Below are 21,754 nucleotides of genomic sequence, written 5' to 3'. Positions count from 1 at the left end.
GGACCCGACTCGGTCACCCCGTACCTGTGAAGCAGTGCTCGTACTCATGCAGTCAGTCTTGCTGTGATGCATGCCTCAATCAAGTCAAAAAAACCATCAAATTTCCATCATTCTCGATTTTCGAGGTGTGCTCTGGGCGAAGTGCGGACGTACACGCGACGGTCACGGCGGCCGAGTGCATGTCGAGGCGGACTGTGAGGTCGTTCGGCGCCGTACTCGCCGGCGAGCGTTCAGCTCCTCTGCGGGGCCGGATTCCACCGGCCGATCCGCCGCGAAGTCGGTGGGTGACGGGCCTTCGCCGGATGTCGGGGTCGGCGCGGTGTAGTACCGACGTGCTGGGTTGCGCTGAGAGGAGGCGTGTGTCGCGGCTGGCGCTCGGGTGATCTGCGGTTTTGCCCCGACCGTCCCGGCGGTCGAGGGGTCGCGCTTTTTCGTGGCGGTCGCCGATGTCCGTCGGTGGCGAGGGTGCGGGTCGGGAGACGGCGGTGGGTGTGGCCGGGGCTAAACGCGCTGCTTGTGGGCCTGACGCGCTCAATCATCATACAAAGATCGCATCTTCTGCGGGCATCGGAAATGAACGGAAATATCTATATCTGCTGTTCAGGCGGGTAAATGGGGTTTGCATGCGTGAGGGATCGCTGAGGTGAGCTTGACCACACGCAATCTTTGTCATACCTTTCTGTCATGTCGGAAACCACCCGCTCGAGGCAGCGCCTCTCTGATGCCGTCGCTCAGACCCTTCAAGACGAGATCTTGAGCCTGACTGCCGGCGACCGACTTCCGACCGAGGCCGAACTCGCCGAACGGTTCGAAGTCAGCCGGACCGTGGTCCGGGAAGCGACGCGACTGCTCGTCCAGCGCGGGTTGGTGACAGTGAGCCCAGGACGGGGAATGACCGTGGCGACAGTGGACGGCAGTGTGATCGCCGAACAGTACGGTCTGCTGCTTCGTCTCAGTGAGGGCACGTTCGAACAGCTCATGGAGCTTCGGCTCGTCCTGGAAGTCGAGATGGCAGCTTTGGCTGCAGCACGGCACAACGACGGTCACTTGGCCGAACTGACGCGGCTCAACGAGCGTTTACGCTCGGCGGACCCGTCGAGCCCGGAGTTCCTGGACGCCGACCTCGCGTTCCACGAACAGATCGCACAGGCAAGCGGTAACCCGTTCTTTCCCCTGGTCATGCGGCCGGTCAACGATTACCTCAGCGACTCGTACAGCGCGGGAGCGGGCTATCCGTCGGAGGCTGGTCACACAGTCCAGGAACATCTCGAGATCGCCGAGGCGATCGCGGTAGGTGATCCGGCGCGGGCACGCTTCGCCGCGGAGAACCATCTCCGGCGCATCGTGCGCAATCGGGCTTCGCTGACCTCCCGAAAGAGGAAATGACCGCACACGGGCAGTGACGGGAGGCGCACCTCCCGCTCCCGACCACACGAACATTGATCTCCCGTGGCAGTGATCGTGGCGATGAACCATGCCCCGAGGTCACCCTCTGGGAGAGCTGTGGGTACCACGTGTGCCTGCAGCACAACTCAACTCGTCCATTCGCGGTGTCGCCGACGGGTGGTTAACGCAAAAGGGAACGCTATGGCAATCGCACGGAACGCTTCGCGAAGGCGCGGAGTCGTAGTCGCCATCATCGGCGCAATTCTTTTGATGACGGGCTGTTCGGCCGCCCCGTCGGACCGATCCGCCGTCGACCCCGCCGCCAGAAATGCTGCTGTGGACAAGGCGCAACGCGGCGCAGCTGAACTGCTCGACGCGGGATTGCACGACAACCACTGGACGGGCCCGGAAACCAGCCCGCCGCCGCGGCAAGGACTCGAGATCACCATCATCCCGGAACAGATGGCCTCGACCGGGTCGAGCCGACCCGCCAAGGCCATCGAATCGGAAGTCAAGAAACTCGGCTGGGTGCCGAAGATCTCCGACGGCCAGGGAAAGCCGGAAGTCCAGCTCAACGCGTTGAACACCGCCGTGGACGAGAAGGTCGACGCCGTCATCCTCATCTTCGTCGACACCACCCGCGTCCAGTCCGCGCTTCAGCGCGCGCTCGCGGCGGGCGTCAAGGTGGTCACCCTCGGATCGCTCAAGAACACCCCGGACACGGTCCCGGACGTGTCCTTCGACTGGGTGCGAGCCGGGGAGTCGATCGCCCAGTACGCGGTGTGGAAGAGTGGCGGCGATCTGGGCATGCTGCAGATGCGCAATGCCGACCTGTACATCGTGGTCAACGGACAGTACAAGGGCTCGCAAAGCTACCTCGACGCACCGGGCAATTGCCCGGGATGCGATGTCGTCACACAAGACTGGAGTCTTGCGACCTTCGAAGATCCGACGATCGGCCCCGCTGCACAAGCCGTGGCCACCCGGCTGGCGAATCCCCAGCTCAACTGGGTCTCCTGCTTCGACTCCTGCCTCTTCCGGGTCAGCAACGGGCTCAACCGCGCGGGCTTCTCCGGCAAAGTTTCCGGCGCCGGCTTCGATTGCAACCCGGAAAACCTCGACATCATTCGCGCCGGCGGCGTGCAGAAGGTGTGCTTCGCCGATCCTCGAGAGTGGTTGGCCTACGCGGCAATTGACAACATCAACCGCATGACCAACGGCCTTCCTGCGTTCAACTTCACCGAATCGATCCCGGTGGCCCTGTTCGACAAGGACTCACTGTCCCAGCTCGCACCGGACAGGTCGGCCGAACTCGAAACCAAGGGGTGGCAGGGCAACTACGACTTCCGCGCCAAGTTCGAGCAGCTGTGGGGGATCGGATAACACATGGTCCCCGACCAGGAAACGAGAACCGCAATGACATCGAATGACTCGTCACCGACGCCGAGCATCGAAATAATCGCACTGTCAAAGGAATTCGGAGTCAACCGGGTTCTGGACAATGTTAATCTGGAGTTCCGGCCGGGTTCGATTAATGCCCTGCTCGGCGCGAACGGATCCGGAAAGTCGACCCTGATCAAGCTGCTCGCCGGCTACCACACCCCCACCAGCGGAACCATCCGCGTGCACGGTGACGAACTGGCCTTGCCCGCCGACCCCACGGTGCTGCACGACGCCGGGGTGCGGTTCGTCCATCAGGACCTCGGACTCATCGAGTCGATGTCGATCGCCGACAACCTGGCGTTGGCCCTCGGCTATGAGAAGCGCGCCGCCACGATCAACTGGCGCCGTCAGCGGGCAACCGCGGTCGCGGACCTCGCCGCAGTCGGGCTCGACGATCTCGACCCCCGCGCCCTGGTCGGTGCGCTCGGGCCGGTACAGCAAACCCTCGTCGCGATGGCCCGAGCGCTGCGCGGATTGCAGCCGGGCCGGGGTGTGCTGGTGCTCGACGAGCCCACCGCGCGGCTGCCCAACGCTCAGGTCGACGAACTGCTGACCCGGTGCCGGTTGCTCCGCGATCAGGGAATTGCCCTGATCTACGTCTCGCACCGCCTCGACGAGGTGTTCGCGATGGCGGACCGGGTGTCGGTGCTGCGCGACGGCCGACTGGTCTTCGATGACGTCATCGCCGCCACGGACGATCAGCACCTGACGCAGATCATCACCGGCGGGGCCACCACGGACGAAACCGCCGACCACCCGGCGCCGGCCCGACGAGTCGTCGATCCGGGAACACCGCCGAAGCTGGCGTTGCGTGGAGTGTGCGGAACGTTCGTGCAGGATGTCGATCTCGACCTGAGACCAGGGGAGGTGCTGGCGGTCACGGGCCTGGTCGGGTCCGGTCGCAGCGAGCTCGGCCGACTGATCTTCGGTTCGCAGGCCATCACCGCCGGCGAAGTCCGGCTCCGCGGTCAGCAGCTCCGCCGGATTTCGCCGAAGCTCAGCATCGAACGCGGCATCGGATACGTCCCCCAGGACCGCAAGCAGAGCGCGATCCCGTCCTTCACGCTGGCAGACAACCTCTGTCTGGCGAGCCTCGACAAGCATATGAGCGCCGGCCTGCTATCGGCCGAAAGCGAGCGGACGGTGACCGCGAGTGCGATCGAGCGCCTGGACGTGCGCCCGGCCGATCCCGAACGCCTCCTCGGTGAGCTGTCCGGCGGAAACCAGCAGAAGATCGTCCTCGGTAAGTGGCTCGAACTCGACCTCGACGTCCTCATCTTGGACGAACCGACCTACGGCGTCGATGTCGGCGCCCGCAAGACGATCCTCGAGGCCGTCCTCGAACAAGTCGGCCGGCGTCAATTGTCTGTGCTGCTACTGGACTCGGACATCGACCTGGTCGCCCGCTACGCCGACCGAGTGCTCGTGATGCGTCGTGGGCGTATCGCGACCGAACTCGTCGGCGCAGAGATCACCACCGAACGAATCGCGGCGGCGAGCTACGCCGTTCAGGACCTTTCCACGGCCTAACGGCCACACCCGAATCTTGGAGTACACCATGACCGTTCAACGAGCGCCTGGTCGCCCGGCGGGAGCATTCAAGAGGATTTTCACCGACTACGGAATCGTGATCGCCCTGATCGCGATCATCGGATTCTTCTCGGTGATGCGTCCCGATACCTTCCCGACCGTCGCGAACTTCGGCTCGATCCTGCAGGCCAATGCGTCGATCATGTTCATCGCATTCGGGCTGATGCTTCCGCTCATCGTCGGGCACTTCGACCTGTCGGTCGCCGCCATGGCCGGGTTCGGGGGCGTGCTGGCCACCGGGCTGATGTCCAACGGCACCGTCTCGCAGTGGCCACTGGCGGTGCTGATCGTCGTCGTCGTGGCCGTCGTCGTCGGGCTGATCAACGGGTTCCTCGTCGCCTACCTGAACCTGAACGCACTCGTCGTCACCCTCGGTACCCAGTCCGTCCTCTTCGGTGCCATCCTGTGGTACTCGAAGGGCGCGGTCATCTACAGCGGTATCCCACAGTCGTTCAAGGACCTCGGACAGGATCGCCCGCTGGGGATCCCGCTGCCGTTCATCTTCGCCGTCGCGGTGGGCATCGTGCTCTGGTACGTCCTGTACTACCGTCCGGTGGGCCGTCGGCTCTACGCCATCGGCGGCAGCCGGGACGCGGCCCGGTTGACCGGCATCAAGGTCGATCAGCTCACCGTCGGCGCGTTCGTGGGCGGAGCGGTTCTCGCTGCCGTCGGTGGCGTCCTGCAGGTCGCCCAGGTCGGCTCGGCAGCACCGACGAGCGGCTCGGAGTTTCTCCTGCCCGCCATCGCCGCCTGCTTCCTCGGCGAGACGTCGATCCGCCGCGGCTACTACAACGTCTGGGGCACCATGACCGCTGTCGTGCTCGTCGCAGCCGGCACCACCGGGCTGTTCATGCTGGGCGCACAGACCTGGGTGCAGCCGGTGTTCAACGGTGTCGTCCTGGTCGGCGCGATCCTCGCCGCGAAGGTCGGGGTCCTCAAGACCCGGGCCCGCAAAGCGCGACCCCCAGCCACCACCGCCCCGCCCACACCCACCGTGGTCGCGGCCGCGCACTGAGAACCCGAGGAAGGAACACACGATGCGCGGACTGAACGGAATGGTCGTGGCAGTGACGGGATCGGCGGGCGGTATCGGCGAGGCCGTGTGCGCCCGGCTGATCGACGAAGGCGCGACGGTGTACGCGCTGGACCGGTCGACGTCACCGCTCGGCGAATCGACGATCGTGGACATCACCGACCCGGAGGCAATGGGGCAGGTCGTCGCCGACATCGTCGACCGCGAGGGGGGTGTCGACGGACTGGTCGCGGCCGCCGGCGTCGTCGAAGACGACATCGCCGCCGAAGAGATGACCCTGGACCAGTGGGATCGCACCCTCGGGGTGAACCTGCGGGGACTGTTCATCACGAACCAGGCCTTCGGCCGTCGCATGCTCGGGCAGGGCGCCGGCACCATCGTCAACATCTCCTCGATGAGCGGCAATCACGTGGTCAACGTCCCCCAGAAACAGTGCGCCTACAACGCCTCGAAAGCGGCGGTCACCGCACTGACCAAGTCGTTGGCCTCCGAATGGGCCGATCGCGGGGTCCGTGTCAACGCCGTCTCCCCGGGCTACGTCGCCACACCGCTGCTCGCCCGGAAGGCGCACCAGTTCCAGCAGTGGCTCGATGCCACACCCCAGCACCGGATGGCCGAACCGTCGGAGATCGCGGCCGCGGTCGCGTTCCTCCTCAGTAACGAGTCGGGCTACTTCTGCGGCAGCGAACTGGTCGCCGACGGCGGCTACAGCCTCCGCTGACCACTGCGGCACCCACACTTCCACCACAATAGAAACGAAACGGATCTCGACACCATGAACCTCATCGATCAGCACGCAGCGGTCCTGCCCACCGACGCGGCCAACGCCACGCTCGTCGGCCGCGTCCACGACGACGCCATCGGCGGCCCGTGCATCGTCACCCTGCGCTCGGGTGCGGTGGTCGACATCACCGACGCCTTCCCGACCATGACCGATCTCCTCGAATCACCGGACCCGGTCAAGGCCGTCCGCAGCGCGGTCGGCACCCGGTCCTGGCCCATCGCCGACGTCCTCGCCAGCTCCCTCACCGCCCGCACCACCGCCCCGTACCTGCTCGCACCGGTCGACCTGTCGGTGCTCAAGGCCGCCGGGGTGACGTTCGCGACGTCGCTGCTCGAACGGCTCATCGAGGAGCGCGCCGGCGGCGACCCCGAACAGGCCGACGCCATCCGCGGCGACTTCGAGCGCCTCATCGGATCGACCCTGTCCTCCATCGAACCCGGCAGCGAGGACGCGGCGCGGCTCAAGGAAGACCTCAAATCTCGGGGCCAGTGGTCCCAGTACCTCGAGGTGGGATTGGGCCCGGATCCGGAGGTCTTCACCAAGGCTCCGGTCCTCTCGGCGGTCGGGTGCGGCTCCGAGATCGGTGTCGCCCAAGTCTCGTCGTGGAACAACCCGGAACCAGAGGTCGCCCTCGCGGTCACCTCCACCGGCCGCATCGTGGGTGCGATGCTGGGCAACGACGTCAACCTCCGCGATGTCGAGGGCCGCTCGGCGCTGCTGCTGCCGAAAGCGAAGGACAACAACGCCTCCGCCTCGCTCGGACCGTTCATCCGGTTGCTCGACGAATCGTTCACCCTCGACGACGTCCGCGCCGCCGAGGTACGTCTGCAGGTGCTGGGGGAGGACGACGGCTTCGTTCTCGACGACGTGAGTTACATGCGCGAGATCTCCCGCGACATCAGCACCCTTGCCGAGTACACCGTGGGCGACGCCCATCAGTACCCGGACGGGATCGTTCTCTACACCGGCACCCTGTTCTCGCCGACGCACGACCGCGGCGGCGAGGGCATGGGATTCACCCACCACATCGGTGACGTAGTGCGAATCTCGAGCCCGAAACTCGGCACCCTCGTCAACCGCGTCAACCACTCCGAGAAGGCGCAGCGCTGGGAGTTCGGGCTGCGGTCGTTCATCGCCAACCTGCACGGGCGCGGACTGGTCGGGAAGGTCGGTGCCTGACATGCGGATGGTGATCACCGACCACAACTTCTCCGGCGAGGACTTCGAACGCGCCGCCGCGAAGGACCTCGACGCCGATTTCGCCCTCTTTCACGCCACCACCGAGGCCGAGGCGATCGACGCGGTATCCGGCGCCGACGTGGCACTGGTCAACTTCGCTCCCATGACCGCCGAGGTGCTGGCGGCGATGAACCCCAACGGGGTCGTCGTCCGCTACGGCATCGGTTTCGACAACGTCGACCTCGACGCCGCCACCCGGCTCGGAGTGCGGGTGTGCAATGTGCCGGACTACGGCGCCGACACCGTCGCCGATCATGCCGTCACCCTTACGCTCATGCTCCTGCGCAAAGTTGCCCAGTTCGACCGCGCACTGGCAGCCGGCGGCTGGCCCTCCGCGACCGAACTCGCCCCGATCCGCTCGACCGGTGAGACGACGGTAGGGCTGCTCGGCACCGGACGGATCGCGCTTGCCGTCGCAAAAAGACTGCAGCCCTTCGGGTTCGACCTGATCGCCCACGACCCGTACGCGAACCCCGACGTCGCCGCCGACCACGGCATCACCCTCGTCGACCTCGACGAGCTGTTCCGACGGTCCCACGCGCTCTCGCTGCACGCTCCCGCCACAGCGGACACCCGCGGAATCGTCAACGCCGACAATCTCGCCAAGATGCCTTTCGGGTCGTTCCTGGTCAACACTTCACGCGGCGCCTTGGTCGAGCAGGACGCAGTGCTCGACGCACTCGACTCCGGCGCGCTCGCGGGAGTCGGACTCGACGTCTTCCATCCGGAACCTCTGGCCCCCGACCACCGCCTGCGCACGCACCCGAACGCCGTCCTCACCCCGCACGCCGCCTTCTACTCCGAACAGTCGCTGCGCGATCTCCAGCGCCTCGCCGCCGAGGAGGCGGCCCGGGCGATCCGGGGTGAGCCGCTGCGATGCCCGCTGAACTGACCACCCCCGAGCGAAAGGCGCATGCCATGACGATCACCACACTGAACAACTACATCGACGGCGGGTGGGTCCCGAGCGAGACGACCTTCAAGGCGCTCAACCCGGCCGACGAGAAGGTCATCGCCGAGGTCCCCGCCTCGACCGCCACTGACGTCGACGCCGCCGTCACCGCGGCCCGCCGCGCCTTCGCCGACTGGCGACACGTCAACCCGACCGTGCGAGCCCGCTACCTCCACACCATCGGCGACATCGTCAAGTCCCGCGAACGCGAACTCGCCGAAGCGATCACAACCGAGATGGGCAAGACCATCGGTGAGGCGACCGGCGAGGTCGACAAACTCGCCAAGGCGTTCCACTTTTACGCCGAGGAGGCCACACGGATCCACGGTGAGGTGATCCCCAACGACGTCGACGGTTTCACCAGCACGGTCGTCCACGAACCGATCGGCGTCATCGGGGCGATCACCCCGTGGAACTACCCGCTCGAGCTGGTCGGATGGAAACTCTGCGCCGCCCTCGCCGCCGGCTGCACCATCGTGATCAAGCCCTCGCAATACGCCTCCCTGTCCCCGGCACTGCTGTTCGGCTGCATCGACGCAGCGGGGTTGCCGCCGGGCGTGGCGAACCTGGTCCTCGGCGGCGGCGAGACGGGTCCCGCCGTGGCCGGTCATCCCGGGTTCGACAAGCTGGCGTTCACCGGATCGACGGCGACGGGCGCGAAGATCGCCCGCGGGGTGCCGGCCGCGAAACCGCTGACGATGGAATTGGGCGGCTCGTGCCCGATGATCGTCACCGACCGGGCGGACATCGACGCCGCCGTCGCCGGCGCCGCGCGCCGCGGGTTCCGCAACGCCGGACAGATCTGCATCGCCATCAACCGCATCTACGTGCACGAAACGGTGTACTCCGAGTTCGTCGACCGACTCACCGCGACGGTGTCCGAGCTGACCGTCGGTAACGGCATGGATCCCACGGTCGACGTCGGACCGATGGCGACCCGGCCCGGCCTCGACGTCGTCGACCAGCACGTGCGCGACGCGGTCGCGAGGGGCGCCACTGTCACCACCGGCGGCACGCGGATCGAGACGCTCGCGCCCGGGAACTTCTATCAGCCGACGGTCATCGCCGGCTGCAACCCGGACATGCTCGTGATGCACGAGGAGACATTCGGTCCCGTCGTCGGCGTCATGCCCTTCAGCGACCTGAAGAACGCGGTAGACCTCGCCAACGGCACCGAGGCCGGTCTCGCGGCCTACGTGTACACCGGTGATCTCGCGCAGGCCCACGACCTCGGCAGGCTCCTCGATTTCGGCAATGTCGCCGTCAACAACGTCGACGCCGGAATCATGAACGCCCCCTACGGCGGCCGGAAGGGCAGCGGCTTCGGCGTCGAGCACGGCAAGGCCGGGTTGGAGGGGTACCTGCAGTACAAGCACCTCCGCATCCGGTACGGGACAGGGCAATGACCACCGCCGCGCGAGTGCACCTCGGCGTCGACATCGGGACCTCCTCCTGCAAGGTCGTGGCCGTGGACCACACCGGGGCGGTGATGACCACCGCCGTGCGTGAGTACCCGCTGTTCTCCGACCGTCACGGGTGGTCCGAACAGGACCCGCACGACTGGTGGGCGGCCACCGATGCCTGCATCCGCGAGGTCACCGCACAGCTGCCCCGCCGCGGTGACGAGATCGTCGCCATCGGATTGAGCGGGCAGATGCACGGCCTGGTGGCCCTCGACGACACCGGCACGGTCATCCGGCGTGCCATCCTCTGGAACGACCAGCGGTGCGAAGCCGAATGCGTCGCGATCACCGACACCGTGGGTGGCCCCCACTCGGTCCTCGACGCCACCGCCAACCGGCTCATCACCGGATTCACCGCAGGCAAGGTGGCCTGGCTGCGCGATCACGAACCCGAGGTCTTCGCGCGAATCCACCGGATCGTGAATCCGAAGGACTACCTGCGGCTACGGATGAATGGACGGTTCGTCACGGACGTGTCCGAGGCATCCGGAACCGGCCTGTTCGATGTCGCCAACCGTAAGTGGTCCCCGGCGATGCTCGATGCGGTCGGGGTGAGCGAGTCGATGCTTCCCGAGGTGGTCGAGTCCCCCGAACGCACCGGAGTTCTGCTCCCGGAGATCGCCGACGCCTGGAACCTGCGCCCGGACGTGGAGGTGTACGGCGGTGGCGGGGACGCGGTCGTCCAAACCGCGTCGATGGGGATCACCCAGCGCGGGGACATCGGTGTCACCCTCGGGACGGCCGGCATCGTCGCCGCGGTCTCCCGTACCTGCCCGGACAACGTCACCGGGTCGGTGCAGGTGTCCTGCTACAACCAGCCCGGCTTCTGGCACGTGATGGGAGTGTCCCTGTCCGCCGCCGGGGGACTGCAATGGCTCGCCGACGTCGTCCATCAGCTCCCCGGTGCGCAGGACGTCAGCTTCACCGAACTCATCGACCTCGCCAAGGAGGTGCCGGTCGGCGCCGACGGTCTGCTGTTCCTGCCGTACCTGGCGGGGGAGCGTTCCCCGCACTACGCCCCGTCGGCGAGCGGTGCCATGGTCGGGCTGACCCGGATGCACGGGCTCGGGCACCTGGTCCGCGCGGTCATCGAGGGTGCGCTGCTCAACATGCGTCAGATCCTCGAATCCTTCGCCGACCTGGGAATACCGTGCGACCGGATCATCGCGTCCGGCGGCGCGACCCGCGATGCCTTCTGGTTGCAGGCGATGGCCGACGTGTTCGGTACCGAGGTCGTCACCATGACCGGAAGTAGCGAAGGCGGCGCGTACGGTGCGGCGATCGTCTCCGGCGTCGGGGCAGGCACGTGGGAATCCTTCGACGACGCGTACGGACACCTGCAGGTGTCCTCTCGGCATGTGCCCCGGACCGCCGAAGCTGCCCGCTACACCCGCATTTTCGAGGGCTATCGAAACCTGTTCGGGCACTTCACTGACGTGTTCGGCGACATCGACATCGCAAGGAAGACATGAGCACCACGCAGACGAAATTCACCGCGGTCGTGTTCGACCTCGACGGAACCCTGGTCGACAGCAGCGAGGACATCGCCGCCGCGATGAACGAGGCACTCTCCGGCCACGGCGATCGCCGGGTCACGGTGCGCCAAGTCGCCGACGCACTCGGCGGCGGCCCCCGCGCACTCGTCGAACAGTGCCTGCGGGCCGCCGGCCTCCCCGTCACCGCGCCGACGGTCGACGACGTCCTCCGGACATACTCCGAGCGCTACCGCGCGAACCCGGCGCAAAAGACCCGCCTCGTCGACACCGCCGCCGTCGTCCTGGCCGAGCTGGACGCGCGGGGCATCCAGCTCGGAGTGTGCACCAACAAACGGACGCCGATCGCTCACGCCGTCCTCGATGCGCTCGGTCTCGGCGCGATCATCGGGGCGGTCATCGGTTCGGACGCCACCGACGGCCCCAAGCCCGACCCTCGGCACCTCACCGACACCATCGCCGCCCTCGGCGCCTCCGGATCGACCGTGCTCTACGTCGGTGACACCGACATCGACCGCGACACCGCGACGGCCGCAGGCATCCGCTACGCCCACGTGAGCTGGGGACACCCCGATGTCGACGCCGACTTCCGGCTCGACTCGTTCGACGACCTGCTCACCCTCATCTGAACCACTCGAAAGGAACTCTTCACATGTACACGACCGAAACTCCGCAGGACGCAGCGAAATACGCTGTCGGCCGGGCCGCGGTGGAGCGCTACGCGCACGACGGCGCCCAACTCGGGCTCGGGTCCGGAACGACGTCCGCGTGGTTCGTGCGTGCCCTCGGCGAGAAGGTCGCCGAGGGTCTCGACATCGTCGGTGTTCCGACCTCTACCGCAACCCGCGACCTGGCCCTGTCGGTCGGCATCACCCTCATCGATCTCAACGACCTCGACCGCCCGCTCGACGTGACACTGGACGGACCCGACGAGGTAGACCACGACGGTGACATGATCAAGGGCGGCGGCGCCTGCCTGCTGTGGGAACGGATGGTCGCCGAGGCCTCGTTGAAGATGGTGTGCATCGCAGACGACACCAAACTGGTCGAGCGGCTCGGCTCCTTCCCACTCCCGATCGAGGTCATCCCGTTCGGCTGGAAAGCAACTCGGCGGTCGATCTCCGCACTGTTCCGGGACCTCGGCTACACCGATATCGACATCGTCCAGCGGCAGCGGGACGGCCAGCCCGTGGTCACCGACAGCGGCAACTTCATCCTCGACGCCCACATGGTCGCGATCACCGACAAGGCGCTGCTCGATACGAACCTCAACTGGATCGCCGGCGTCGTCGAGAACGGACTGTTCACCGGCATCGCCCACGAGATCCTCATCGCCTCCCCGGACGGGGCGGCGAAACTCATCGAACTGCCGCACCGCAGGGCGGCCAGGATCCCGCAGTGGCGCAAATGAGCGGAGTAGGTACGACTATGGACCTGGACAATGTGCTGGAACAGGCGGCAGTCGCGAAGGGCGAGTTCGCCCGCCAAACCCCGCAGCAGCGGTACGCGCAGCTGACAGGAATCGCGGACCGTCTCGACGCTACCGCCGACGAGCTGGTACCCGTCGCGATGACCGAAACGCACCTCCCCGAACCCCGCCTGCGGGGCGAGCTCCGACGCACCACGATGCAACTGCGGATGTTCGCCGAAGAAGCACGGACAGGCGAGTTCCTCGACGCCCGCATCGACGACCCCGATCCGGACTTCGGTTCGGGGCCCCGACCGAACATCCGCCGGATGAAAATGCCGATCGGGGTCGTCCTCAACTTCGCGGCCAGCAACTTTCCGTTCGCCTTCTCGGTTGCGGGCGGCGACACGGCATCGGCCCTGGCCACCGGGTGCCCGGTGATCGTGAAGGCCCATGAAGGGCATCCGAAACTCAGCGAGCTCACCGGCCGACTCGTCACCTCGGCGCTCGACGATGCCGGAGCCCCGGCCGGAGCCTTCCACCTCATCGAGGGCCGCGACGCCGGCGTCGACGCGCTCCGCGACGATCGCGTCGACGCGGCCACCTTCACCGGATCGGTGCGCGGCGGATTGTTCCTGGCGGGCATCGCGTCCGAACGACCGCGACCCATCCCGTTCTACGGAGAACTGGGAAGCATCAACCCGGTGTTCGTCAGCCAGGCCGCAATCGATGCTCGTGGACAAGCGATCGCCGAGGGTTTCGTCGAGTCCTTCACCCTCGGCAGCGGCCAATTCTGCACCAAGCCGGGCATCGTGTTCCTGCCCGCCGGCCACGGCCTCGAGGACATTCTCACCACCCGGGTCGGTGAGAAGCGAACCGGTGAACTACTCACCGACGCGATCACCTCCGGCTTCGCCGACCGACTACGGGAAATCGGCGATCAGATCGGCGGACGGATGCTCGTCGAACCGACGGCAATCGACGGATGCCATCAGCCCGCACTCCTGTCCATCGACTACCCCACCTTCGTCGAGCACGCGGACAACGTGCTCACCGAGGCCTTCGGCCCGTTCTCGATCATCGTCGAGTACACCGACGTCAAGCAGCTCACCGACGCTGCCACTCGCCTCCACGGCTCGCTGACGATCTCATTGCACGTGCAAGAAGCCGACGCGGACATTCTCGACGACCTCCGCCGCGTGGTCGAGAGACGAACCGGGCGAATCCTCCTCAACGAGTGGCCGACTGGAGTATCGGTCACACCCGCACAGCACCACGGCGGACCCTTCCCGTCGACGACCTCGCCACTGCACACCGCGGTCGGAACCGCAGCGGTCGAGAGATTTCTGCGCCCAGTCTCGTTCCAGAACTACTTCGACTCCTGGCTCCCCGAACCACTGCAGGACTCCAATCCCTGGAACATCCCACAGAAACGCTCGGCGGCCGGACAATCCCAGATTTGGGGGCGGGGCTGAACCGCCGCGAGAACGATGGTGTAGCGCTACAACGGTGTAGCGCTACATCATCGGGCGCACAGGGTATCTCAGTCAGGTAATAGCTACCCGACGGGGACTGTCGGAACTTCGGTGGATCTAGCTCTGGCATGTGAATTTGGTTTTCAGTTGCGGTGATTCGGTCTTCGAATGTGATAGCACACGCATTGAGGGCGGGTTTCCACCTCGTCACCCATCATCCTCTTCCCTTGCCGGTGGGGTCCGAGCACGGGTGGCGAGGTAGAGACATTTGAGTGCGGCCTGGTCGCTGGTTCTGTGGAATCAGGATTGTCAAGTTCGTGCTGGTCGGCCTTGGTTGACAGCGACGATCGGCAACAGGTTGGCGGTCAGTTGGCGTGGTGCCGTCTTCGGCCACGAACGGAATCGGTGAACCCTTCCGGCTGCGCCTGCCCTCTTACGATGGGTTGCCGAAGGCAAGTAAGGACCCATCGCCACGGTCCAGCACTGCGTGGAATGCGACGGTCATTTCCTCTTGAACGAACTTCTGGGCGAGTCGAGGATCGGCCTCATCGACGCCCTGAATCAGGTTCACTCGGTCGGACAAGGGGACGTCGTAGTCGAGGGCAGTGTTATACAGAGCAGTCAGCTCGTTCGCCGTCGGGAGCGTTCCCGGTGTGTCGGGTGTGGCTGGCGCGGTTGACGTTTCCACTCCCACCAAGGGAGCTGATCGCTCAGCGCCGCCCGAACTGCACGCAGCCGTCAGCACTGACGTTGCGACGATGATGCCTCTGACCAGGTTGGAGCTGAACCGAGACGTCATCGACGGATCGTTCGCGGCTCCTCGGCGAGCCGGGCATTGGCTTGGACGCTGTCGAGTGCTTCTCGTGGGCACCGTCCACCCGAAGCCGCCCTCGCGGTCGGCGATGAAGCCGTCCTCCTCAACGCTCATCGAATAGATCAGCATGGCGAATTCGCCGTTGAGCTGGGCATCCGGCTCTCAATTCTTCTGCGATCTGCTCCGCCACAGACTGTGACCGAGCAGAGGACGAAGACGCGTCGTCGCGCGCAGTCCAAGCGATCCTACGGCGATCGTCGACGCCAGGTGCGGACTCACCCCGAGGGGGTTCGGCATATCCAGCGCCCGATCGACGATCATTGACGGCATGGCGAACGCGAGAACCCAACCAGGCGAGACCGTCCGAGAGTCGTACTCGGCCAGATCCCAGGAATACGCGGATCTCTTCGGCTCCATGACTTCGACACACCCGTCCGATCGGGCCCTGGTGCGCAGCTGGGCCGCCGCCTTGACGGGACCCGTGCTCGACGCCGGATGTGGCCCGGGTCAGTGGACCGACTTCCTGGCCGCGTGCGGAGTCGCTGCGAGCGGGATCGATCTGGTGCCTGAGTTCGTGGAACGGGCTCGCGTACGGTATCCACGTCTCTCCTTCGACGTCGGCGACTTCGAGGCAGTGGACGCCGCGGCAGAATCGCTGGGCGGTGTGCTGTCCTGGTACTCGCTCGTCCATCACAGCCCGCAAGACATCCAGATTCCGCTCGCCGAATTCGCGCGCGTGATTCGACCGGGCGGAGGGCTCCTGGTGGGCTTCTTCGAAGGAGCAACCGTGGACACTTTCGACCATGCCGTCACCACGGCCCATCGTTGGCCGGTTGCAGAACTCAGCGAACAGTTGGTCACCGCCGGGTTCGAGGTGACCGAGACGCATACCCGAACGGGGAGCGGTTACCGGCCTCACGGTGCGATCACCGCTCGCCGGCAGATCACCCGGTGACGGCTACAGCCGTGGGTCCACCGGCTCGGACTCGAGCGCCAGAACCGCGAACACCGTTTCGTGCACTCGCCACAGCGGGTCGCCTTCGGTGAGCCGGGTCAGCGCCTCGAGGCCGAGCGCATGTTCGCGCAGGGCCATCGATCGTTTGCGACCGAGGGAGCGGTCGCGGAGGACGTCGAGGTTCTCGGTGTAGTCGGGGCCGTAGATGATGCGCAGATATTCCCGCCCCCGCACCTTGATGCCCGGCTGGATCCGTCGATGTGCCAGTTCTGCGGGTGTGGGGCCGAGTGGCTTGACCACCATGCCCTCACCGCCGGCGTCGGTCAGTTGCGACCACCAGGTGGTCGCCGCGTGCCGGGACTCGTCGGACGTGAGATCGACGAACTGATGCCTGGTCCCGGCGACGAGCGGATCGTCGAGTGTCGCCAGCTTCGCCAGGTGCCAGGAGTGCGGTTCGGTGACGGCGGTCGCGCGGCCTTCACAGGCGAGGATCTGGAACGGCGCGAGCCGCACCCCGTCCAGACCGGTCACCGGCCAGCAGTACCGCGCGTACGCCTCCCTGAAAAGACGAGCGTTGGCCTCGCGGGTTCGGTTGTGAGTCAACAGGTCTGCGACATCCAATCCCCTCGCTGCGGCCCGTTCCAGTGCGGTGATCGCGTCCGGCAGCGCCGCACCCGCCGCGGCGCCGACCGATGCGTACTGGGTGCGGATCAGCTCTCCTGCCTTCGCCGACCACGGCAGCAGTTCGCAATCGAGCGCCAGCCACGACGACCCGAGGTCGTCCATCAGCGGAGTGCACGCGGTGCGGAGCCGGGCCACCAGTTCGCTCATCGTGGCCGGGTCGTCGAAGAACGGTCGGCCGGTGCGGGTGTAGACGATTCCCGAGCTTCCGTCGGTGACGCCGAACCGCTCCGCCGCGGTTGCGGCATCACGGGCCACCACGGCGATGGCCCGGGAACCCATGTGCTTCTCCTCGCACACGACCTCGCCGACCCCAGCCGCCGCGAACTCGGCGAAGGCCTGCACAGGGTGTTCCAGGTATCCGTCGAGGTTCGAGGTGGCCGGTGGGGCCATGGTCGGCGGCAGGTACACCAGCCAGCGTGGGTCGACGGCGAATCGGCTCATGATCTCGAGCGCAGCGGCGGCGTTCTCCTCGCGCACCTTGATGCGTCCCTTGTTGTACCGGACGTCGATGTGCCGTGTTCCGCGCACGTCGTCGATGGACAACAGGGTCGGATCGCGCTGCGTCCGATGGCCCGGCCTGGCCGATGCCGTGTCGAGTGGTCGCGCCGGTTCGAACCACACCTGCTCGGCCGGAACGGACACGATGTCCTTACCGGGGTAGCGCAGGGCGGTCAGCCTGCCACCGAAGACGACACCGGTGTCGAGGCAGATGGTGTTGTTGATCCACTCGGTCTCCGGCACGGGGGTGTGGCCGTACACGACGAACGCCCGTCCACGGTAGTCGTGGGCCCACGGGTAGCGCACCGGCAGTCCGTACTCGTCGGTCTCACCGGTGGTGTCGCCGTAGAGGGCGAACGAGCGCACCCGCGCCGATGCGCGGCCGTGGTAGGCCTCCTTCAGCCCGGCGTGCGCGACCACCAGATTGCCGCCGTCGAGTTCGTAGTGGCTGATCAGGCCGTCGATGAATGCATGCGCGGACTTGCGGAAGTCGTCGGATTCCGCTGCGAGCTGATCCAGCGACGCCTGCAGCCCGTGCGAGGTGGTGACGTTCCGGCCGTGCAGCGCGCGGGAGAGCTTCTGTTCGTGATTGCCCGAGACACACAGGGCAGTCCCGGCCGCAACCATGCCCATCACCAGGCGCAGCACTCCCGGGGTGTCCGGTCCGCGGTCGACCAGGTCGCCGACGAACACCGCGGTCCGCCCCTCGGGGTGGTGGGCGCCTGCGCCGTCGGGCTGGAGTTGCCAGCCGAGTTCGCGCAGCAGCGTTTCCAGTTCGCTTCGGCAGCCGTGGACGTCGCCGATGATGTCGAAAGGTCCGGTCAGATCTCGCTTGTCGGTCCAGGCCTTCTCGATCGACACGGTCGCCGAGTCGATGGCCTCGACTCCGGTGAGCACATGCACTCGCCGGAATCCTTCGCGGCCGAGCTTCGGCAGCGACCGCCGAAGGTCCTTGTGCTGCCGTCGGATCACGTGTGGACCGAAGTCGCGGTCCGGTCGGGTCGCGTTGCGCGCGATCGCGACGTCGTCGGGAACGTCGATCACGATCGCGTCCACCAGAACGTCGTGGGATTTGGCCAGATCGACCAATGCCTTGCGCGCTTCGCGCTGCACATTGGTGGCATCGACGACCGTGAGCAGGCCACGTCGCAGTCGGGTTCCGGCGATGTAGAGCAGCACGTCGAAAGCGTCCGAGGTTGCGGACTGGTCGTTTTCGTCGTCGGCGACCAGTCCCCGGCAGAAGTCGGAGGACAGCACCTGGGTCGGTGCGAAATGCTGTGCGGCGAAGCTGGATTTGCCACTGCCGGACACACCCACGAGAACCACCAGCGACAGTGCCGGCACCGAGATGTCAGTCATGGGCGCCACCCGCCCGCGTGAAGACCGCCATCTGGGTCGGCGGACCGACCTCGGGGTCGTCGTCGCCGACCGGCCGGAAGTCGGCGGTGTATCCGTGGACCTGGCAGACGTTGCCTGCCCACGAACGGAATTCGGCCCGCGACCACTCGAAGCGGTGGTCGCGGTGACGCATGCCCACGAGGTCTGGATACCGCACGTTGTACTCGGAGTTGGGTGTCGTGACGATCACGTGCCCGGGTCGCGCGGTAACGAATATCACCTGTTCGAGAGCGGTGAGTCGCGGCGGGTCGATGTGCTCGATGACCTCCATCAACACGGCCGCGTCGTAGCCGGCGAACCTGCTGTCGGTGTAGGTGAGAGCCGCCTGGAACAGTTGCAGACGCTCACGGCGGCGCTCCGGCATCCGGTCGAGCTGCAGCCGGCGTGCCGCGATCGACAGCGCCCGGGTCGACACGTCCGCGGCGGCGATCTCGGTGAAGCGTGCATCGTCCAGCAGTGCGGAGACGAGTTGACCGGAACCGCATCCGAGGTCGATGACGGTGCGGGCGTCCAGTTCGCCGAGCGCGCCGAGGACCGCCTCGCGCCGAATCACGTTCAGCGGCGGAGCGGCCGCCACCGTGTCGTTGCCAGGCTCCTCGTCGACCGGTGGTTCCAACTGCTCGGCCACGTCGTCGCCGAGTTCGGCGAGCCGCTCGAAGGCCGAACGTGTCAGAGCGGTCTGATGTCGTAGGTATCGGCGTGTGATGAGGGTTCTCTCCGGGTGCTCCGCGAGCCAGGACCCACCGGCCCGGATCAGCTTGTCGACCTCGTCGGAGGCGACCCAATAGTGTTTGGCGTCGTCGAGCACCGGAAGCAGTACATAGAGGTGGTTGAGGGCGTCGGCGAGCCGGATGTCGCCGCGCAGGGTGAGCCGCACATAGCGGGAGTCGCCCCATTCCGGAAACGCATCGTCGAGTCGCACGGGGCGCGCCTCGACAGTCCACCCCATTGGGGTGAAGAGCTGCTCGGCCAGCTCCGGTCCACCGCTACACGGCAGTGCGGGCAGCGAAATCTCCAAAGGGATCGGCGTCGCGGCCAGCTCCGGCTGGAGCGTGCAGCGTCCGGCGCGGGCAGTGCGGAAGACGTCCGCCAAGGCTACCGACAGCAGCGACGACACAGCGTACGGCCGGTCGTTGACGTACTGGCCGAGCGCGTAGTCGGCGGACCTGCCCGACGAACGCGCGAGCCGAGTCGCATCGACATCGAGCAACAGCGCCACCGTGCAACGATTCTCGTTCGCCTCGGGATAGAACACGCGTGCGACACCGCAGGATTGGGTGAACTCCTGAACCCGATCGGGGTGCTTGTGCAGCAGGTACCCGAGATCGGTTGCCGGGCGCGCCGTCGTCGAAATCGTCAGGATCACCAGGCACAGTCTGCCGTAGGCGGGGCCTGCGCCGCACTCGGATTTTCGGCCGGGTCGGTGAAGGTCATCTGTCACATGCTGTCGAAGATGCGCTGTTCCGGAACGCCGACGTTCTGCGCCGAGGTGACGGCGTCGAGGAGGTCGTCGGTGAGTTGCTCGAAGGTTGCGGTCCGGACCCGTTCCGGGGGGCGGTCACTCGAGTGGGTGGTGAGGAAGCAGTGCAGCATCGCGCACGTGTCGCGCACGTGTTCGAGCGCCCGGCGTTGGTCGTCGTTCATTGCAGGTCCGATTGGCGGCCGACGCTCGGCGTCGGTGCGTCGTGCGGTTCCCTGGGCGGGCAGGCGTGGTCGACCGCCCGCAGCAGGTCGTGGGTGAGTCGTCGGTAGGTGGAGAGCCATCGGTGGTCGACGGGTTCGTCGCGCAGATATGCAGTCAGGGTGGCGGTGTTCTCGCCGGTATCCAACCACCGGCGTAGGTCGGTGGTGCGATCCTGGACGTGCTGCAACAAAGTGTGTGGCGAAACGGGCATCGAGTCTCCTCTGGTGCGGAATTCCCTTCGGCGATAATGAATTTGACGTGGCGCTGAGCTTCCCGAGCCATTGTGGCCTATACCCGTGTCCGATGCTGGCGTTTCCCCACCGGGCCCGCGTCGGAAAACTTGCTCGACTCCGGTTCCGTCGCGGTGGTGCCGGGCGGACAATCGATGGGTACGACGTCAAGCCCATGACCGAGAAGGAGTGGAGCCGTGAACCGGACCGACCTCCCACAGACACTGCGGAGATCATCGAAGGAGGTGCAGGCCGCTTTCGCCACGGCACACGAGACAGCCGTTCGGCGGTACGGCGAGGGCGAGGAAGCTCAACGAGCGGCATACGGGGAGCTCAAACAATCGTACGAACTCGTCACGGACCACTGGGTGCCCAAGCAGGACTGATGCCGCGGCCGTGAGTACTTGTCAACCGCCCGACGTTGATAAGTACTCACGGGTCGGGGCGTCAGACGACGGCTGACCAGATCTCGTCGACGGACTTATCGGACGCCTCGGTGCGGAGAGCCTGCGCGACGAGCAGGCGTCCGGTGTTTTCCAGGTGTCTTCGCATCGCCGCCTCGGCCTTGTCGGGATTACCGGCGATGATCGCGTCGATGACGGGTGTGTGCTCGTCGTCGATGTCGGTGAGGGTTCGGGTCTTGTCGGCGGTGTTCGCTCCGAGTAGCCGAGTGGTCTCGCGCAGCGTCTTGACGATCGCGCGGGCCCGGCTGTTGTCGGCGGCGTCGAGGATCAAATCGTGCAGCCCGAGGTCGTGGTGGGCGAACTGGTGTTCGTTGCCGACCGCGGCTGCGTCCCGCATCAGGCGTTGCTGTTGCAGTAGTGCGTCCGGCAATGCGGGGTCGTCCGCGGTGGCGGCCCTGCGAACGGCGGGAAGTTCCAGCGCAAGCCGGACGGCGAAGATCTCGGCGATCTCCCTGGGCTCGGGGAGCAGGATGCGGAAGCCCTGCCGAGCCTCGAACTTGATGAGTCCCACTTCCTCGAGCCGGAGCAGCGCGTCCCGCACGGGGGTGCGGGAGATGCCCAGGCCCTCGGCGAGTTGGTAGACCGAGTACTTCACACCCGGCTTCATGCGGCCGTCGTCGATGGCGGCTCGCACGGCCGCGATCGCCTGCTCCATTCGCCGTCCCGGGAACGGGGCGAGAGGTTCGAGTTCGAGCGCTTCGTCTGCCACTCGATCACTGTAACAACCAGGGGCTGGTCGTAGCATGCTAGGAACATGTAGC

General features: G+C 66.3%; 20 protein-coding genes and 1 pseudogene. 14 read left to right on the top strand and 7 right to left on the bottom strand.

The annotated features are described in order from the left end of the window. Positions 1-684 precede the first annotated feature (684 nt). The 12 genes from ROP_RS02385 (at position 685) to ROP_RS02330 (ending at position 14,266) form a co-directional block, all read left to right on the top strand. The gene (locus ROP_RS02385; RefSeq protein WP_012687761.1) at positions 685-1,386 is read left to right on the top strand and encodes a FadR/GntR family transcriptional regulator; all 702 of its coding nucleotides are present in this window, start codon (positions 685-687) and stop codon (positions 1,384-1,386) included. 270 nt (positions 1,387-1,656) lie between these two features. Beyond that, entirely contained in the window at positions 1,657-2,769 is a 1,113-nt protein-coding gene (locus tag ROP_RS02380) for a sugar ABC transporter substrate-binding protein (protein WP_012687760.1), read from the top strand. A gap of 33 nt (positions 2,770-2,802) precedes the next feature. After that, complete coding sequence (locus tag ROP_RS02375) at positions 2,803-4,359, top strand: sugar ABC transporter ATP-binding protein (protein WP_231868850.1); 1,557 nt, start codon at positions 2,803-2,805, stop codon at positions 4,357-4,359. 28 nt (positions 4,360-4,387) lie between these two features. Next, on the top strand, positions 4,388-5,434 hold the full coding sequence (locus tag ROP_RS02370) for an ABC transporter permease (protein WP_012687758.1): 1,047 nt from the start codon (positions 4,388-4,390) through the stop codon (positions 5,432-5,434). Positions 5,435-5,456: 22 nt separating this feature from the next. After that, a complete protein-coding gene (locus ROP_RS02365; protein WP_012687757.1) occupies positions 5,457-6,173 on the top strand; it encodes an SDR family NAD(P)-dependent oxidoreductase in 717 nt (238 codons plus the stop codon). Between the two features lie 54 nt (positions 6,174-6,227). Next, positions 6,228-7,415: a fumarylacetoacetate hydrolase family protein gene (locus ROP_RS02360; protein ID WP_012687756.1), complete on the top strand. Its 1,188-nt coding sequence runs from the start codon at positions 6,228-6,230 to the stop codon at positions 7,413-7,415. Between the two features lies 1 nt (position 7,416). Continuing rightward, positions 7,417-8,367 carry a C-terminal binding protein gene (locus ROP_RS02355; RefSeq protein ID WP_043824101.1) on the top strand — a complete coding sequence of 317 codons (951 nt, stop codon included), beginning with the start codon at positions 7,417-7,419 and terminating at the stop codon, positions 8,365-8,367. A 26-nt stretch (positions 8,368-8,393) separates the two neighbouring features. Continuing rightward, positions 8,394-9,833: an aldehyde dehydrogenase family protein gene (locus ROP_RS02350; RefSeq protein ID WP_231868849.1), complete on the top strand. Its 1,440-nt coding sequence runs from the start codon at positions 8,394-8,396 to the stop codon at positions 9,831-9,833. Further along, positions 9,830-11,362 (top strand): xylulokinase, encoded by a 1,533-nt coding sequence (xylB, locus tag ROP_RS02345; protein ID WP_012687753.1) that lies wholly within the window; start codon positions 9,830-9,832, stop codon positions 11,360-11,362. The genes ROP_RS02350 and xylB overlap by 4 nt, the downstream gene beginning before the upstream one ends. After that, positions 11,359-12,012 carry an HAD family hydrolase gene (locus ROP_RS02340; protein ID WP_012687752.1) on the top strand — a complete coding sequence of 218 codons (654 nt, stop codon included), beginning with the start codon at positions 11,359-11,361 and terminating at the stop codon, positions 12,010-12,012. The genes xylB and ROP_RS02340 overlap by 4 nt, the downstream gene beginning before the upstream one ends. Before the next feature lie 23 nt (positions 12,013-12,035). Further along, the gene (gene rpiA, locus ROP_RS02335; RefSeq protein ID WP_012687751.1) at positions 12,036-12,794 is read left to right on the top strand and encodes a ribose-5-phosphate isomerase RpiA; all 759 of its coding nucleotides are present in this window, start codon (positions 12,036-12,038) and stop codon (positions 12,792-12,794) included. A gap of 17 nt (positions 12,795-12,811) precedes the next feature. Beyond that, positions 12,812-14,266: an aldehyde dehydrogenase (NADP(+)) gene (locus ROP_RS02330; protein ID WP_012687750.1), complete on the top strand. Its 1,455-nt coding sequence runs from the start codon at positions 12,812-12,814 to the stop codon at positions 14,264-14,266. Positions 14,267-14,405: 139 nt separating this feature from the next. Here ROP_RS02330 and ROP_RS45045 read toward each other — a convergent pair. Both ROP_RS45045 and ROP_RS43805 read right to left on the bottom strand, forming a co-directional pair. After that, positions 14,406-14,563, bottom strand: a pseudogene (locus tag ROP_RS45045) (IS256 family transposase); the annotation flags it as partial. 136 nt (positions 14,564-14,699) lie between these two features. After that, positions 14,700-15,209 (bottom strand): hypothetical protein, encoded by a 510-nt coding sequence (locus ROP_RS43805; protein ID WP_012687749.1) that lies wholly within the window; start codon positions 15,207-15,209, stop codon positions 14,700-14,702. Between the two features lie 199 nt (positions 15,210-15,408). Between ROP_RS43805 and ROP_RS02320 the strand changes: the two genes are divergently transcribed. Further along, positions 15,409-16,035, top strand: a complete 627-nt coding sequence (locus ROP_RS02320; protein ID WP_012687747.1) for a class I SAM-dependent methyltransferase — start codon at positions 15,409-15,411, stop codon at positions 16,033-16,035. A 3-nt stretch (positions 16,036-16,038) separates the two neighbouring features. Here ROP_RS02320 and ROP_RS02315 read toward each other — a convergent pair whose 3' ends face one another. The 4 genes from ROP_RS02315 to ROP_RS02300 all read right to left on the bottom strand — a co-directional run bounded on the left by ROP_RS02315 (position 16,039) and on the right by ROP_RS02300 (position 20,510). Continuing rightward, positions 16,039-18,576, bottom strand: a complete 2,538-nt coding sequence (locus ROP_RS02315) for a polynucleotide kinase-phosphatase (protein WP_012687746.1) — start codon at positions 18,574-18,576, stop codon at positions 16,039-16,041. Continuing rightward, complete coding sequence (locus ROP_RS02310) at positions 18,569-19,981, bottom strand: 3' terminal RNA ribose 2'-O-methyltransferase Hen1 (RefSeq protein ID WP_043826191.1); 1,413 nt, start codon at positions 19,979-19,981, stop codon at positions 18,569-18,571. The genes ROP_RS02315 and ROP_RS02310 overlap by 8 nt, the downstream gene beginning before the upstream one ends. A 71-nt stretch (positions 19,982-20,052) precedes the next feature. After that, on the bottom strand, positions 20,053-20,259 hold the full coding sequence (locus ROP_RS02305) for a hypothetical protein (RefSeq protein ID WP_012687744.1): 207 nt from the start codon (positions 20,257-20,259) through the stop codon (positions 20,053-20,055). After that, complete coding sequence (locus ROP_RS02300) at positions 20,256-20,510, bottom strand: hypothetical protein (RefSeq protein ID WP_012687743.1); 255 nt, start codon at positions 20,508-20,510, stop codon at positions 20,256-20,258. The genes ROP_RS02305 and ROP_RS02300 overlap by 4 nt, the downstream gene beginning before the upstream one ends. 216 nt (positions 20,511-20,726) lie before the next feature. Here ROP_RS02300 and ROP_RS02295 point away from each other — a divergent pair, with 216 nt between their 5' ends. After that, complete coding sequence (locus tag ROP_RS02295; RefSeq protein WP_012687742.1) at positions 20,727-20,915, top strand: ChaB family protein; 189 nt, start codon at positions 20,727-20,729, stop codon at positions 20,913-20,915. A 61-nt stretch (positions 20,916-20,976) separates the two neighbouring features. On the opposite strand, the gene ROP_RS02290 is transcribed toward ROP_RS02295, so the two are convergent. After that, positions 20,977-21,702, bottom strand: coding sequence for a GntR family transcriptional regulator (locus tag ROP_RS02290; RefSeq protein WP_012687741.1), 726 nt, complete (start codon positions 21,700-21,702; stop codon positions 20,977-20,979). Between the last annotated feature and the right edge of the window lie 52 nt (positions 21,703-21,754).

The organism is Rhodococcus opacus B4 (assembly GCF_000010805.1).
In the GTDB taxonomy this organism is placed as follows: Bacteria; Actinomycetota; Actinomycetes; order Mycobacteriales; family Mycobacteriaceae; genus Rhodococcus_F; species Rhodococcus_F opacus_C.
Note: the sequence above shows the minus strand (reverse complement) of the source record. Positions and strands in the feature narration are given on the sequence as shown.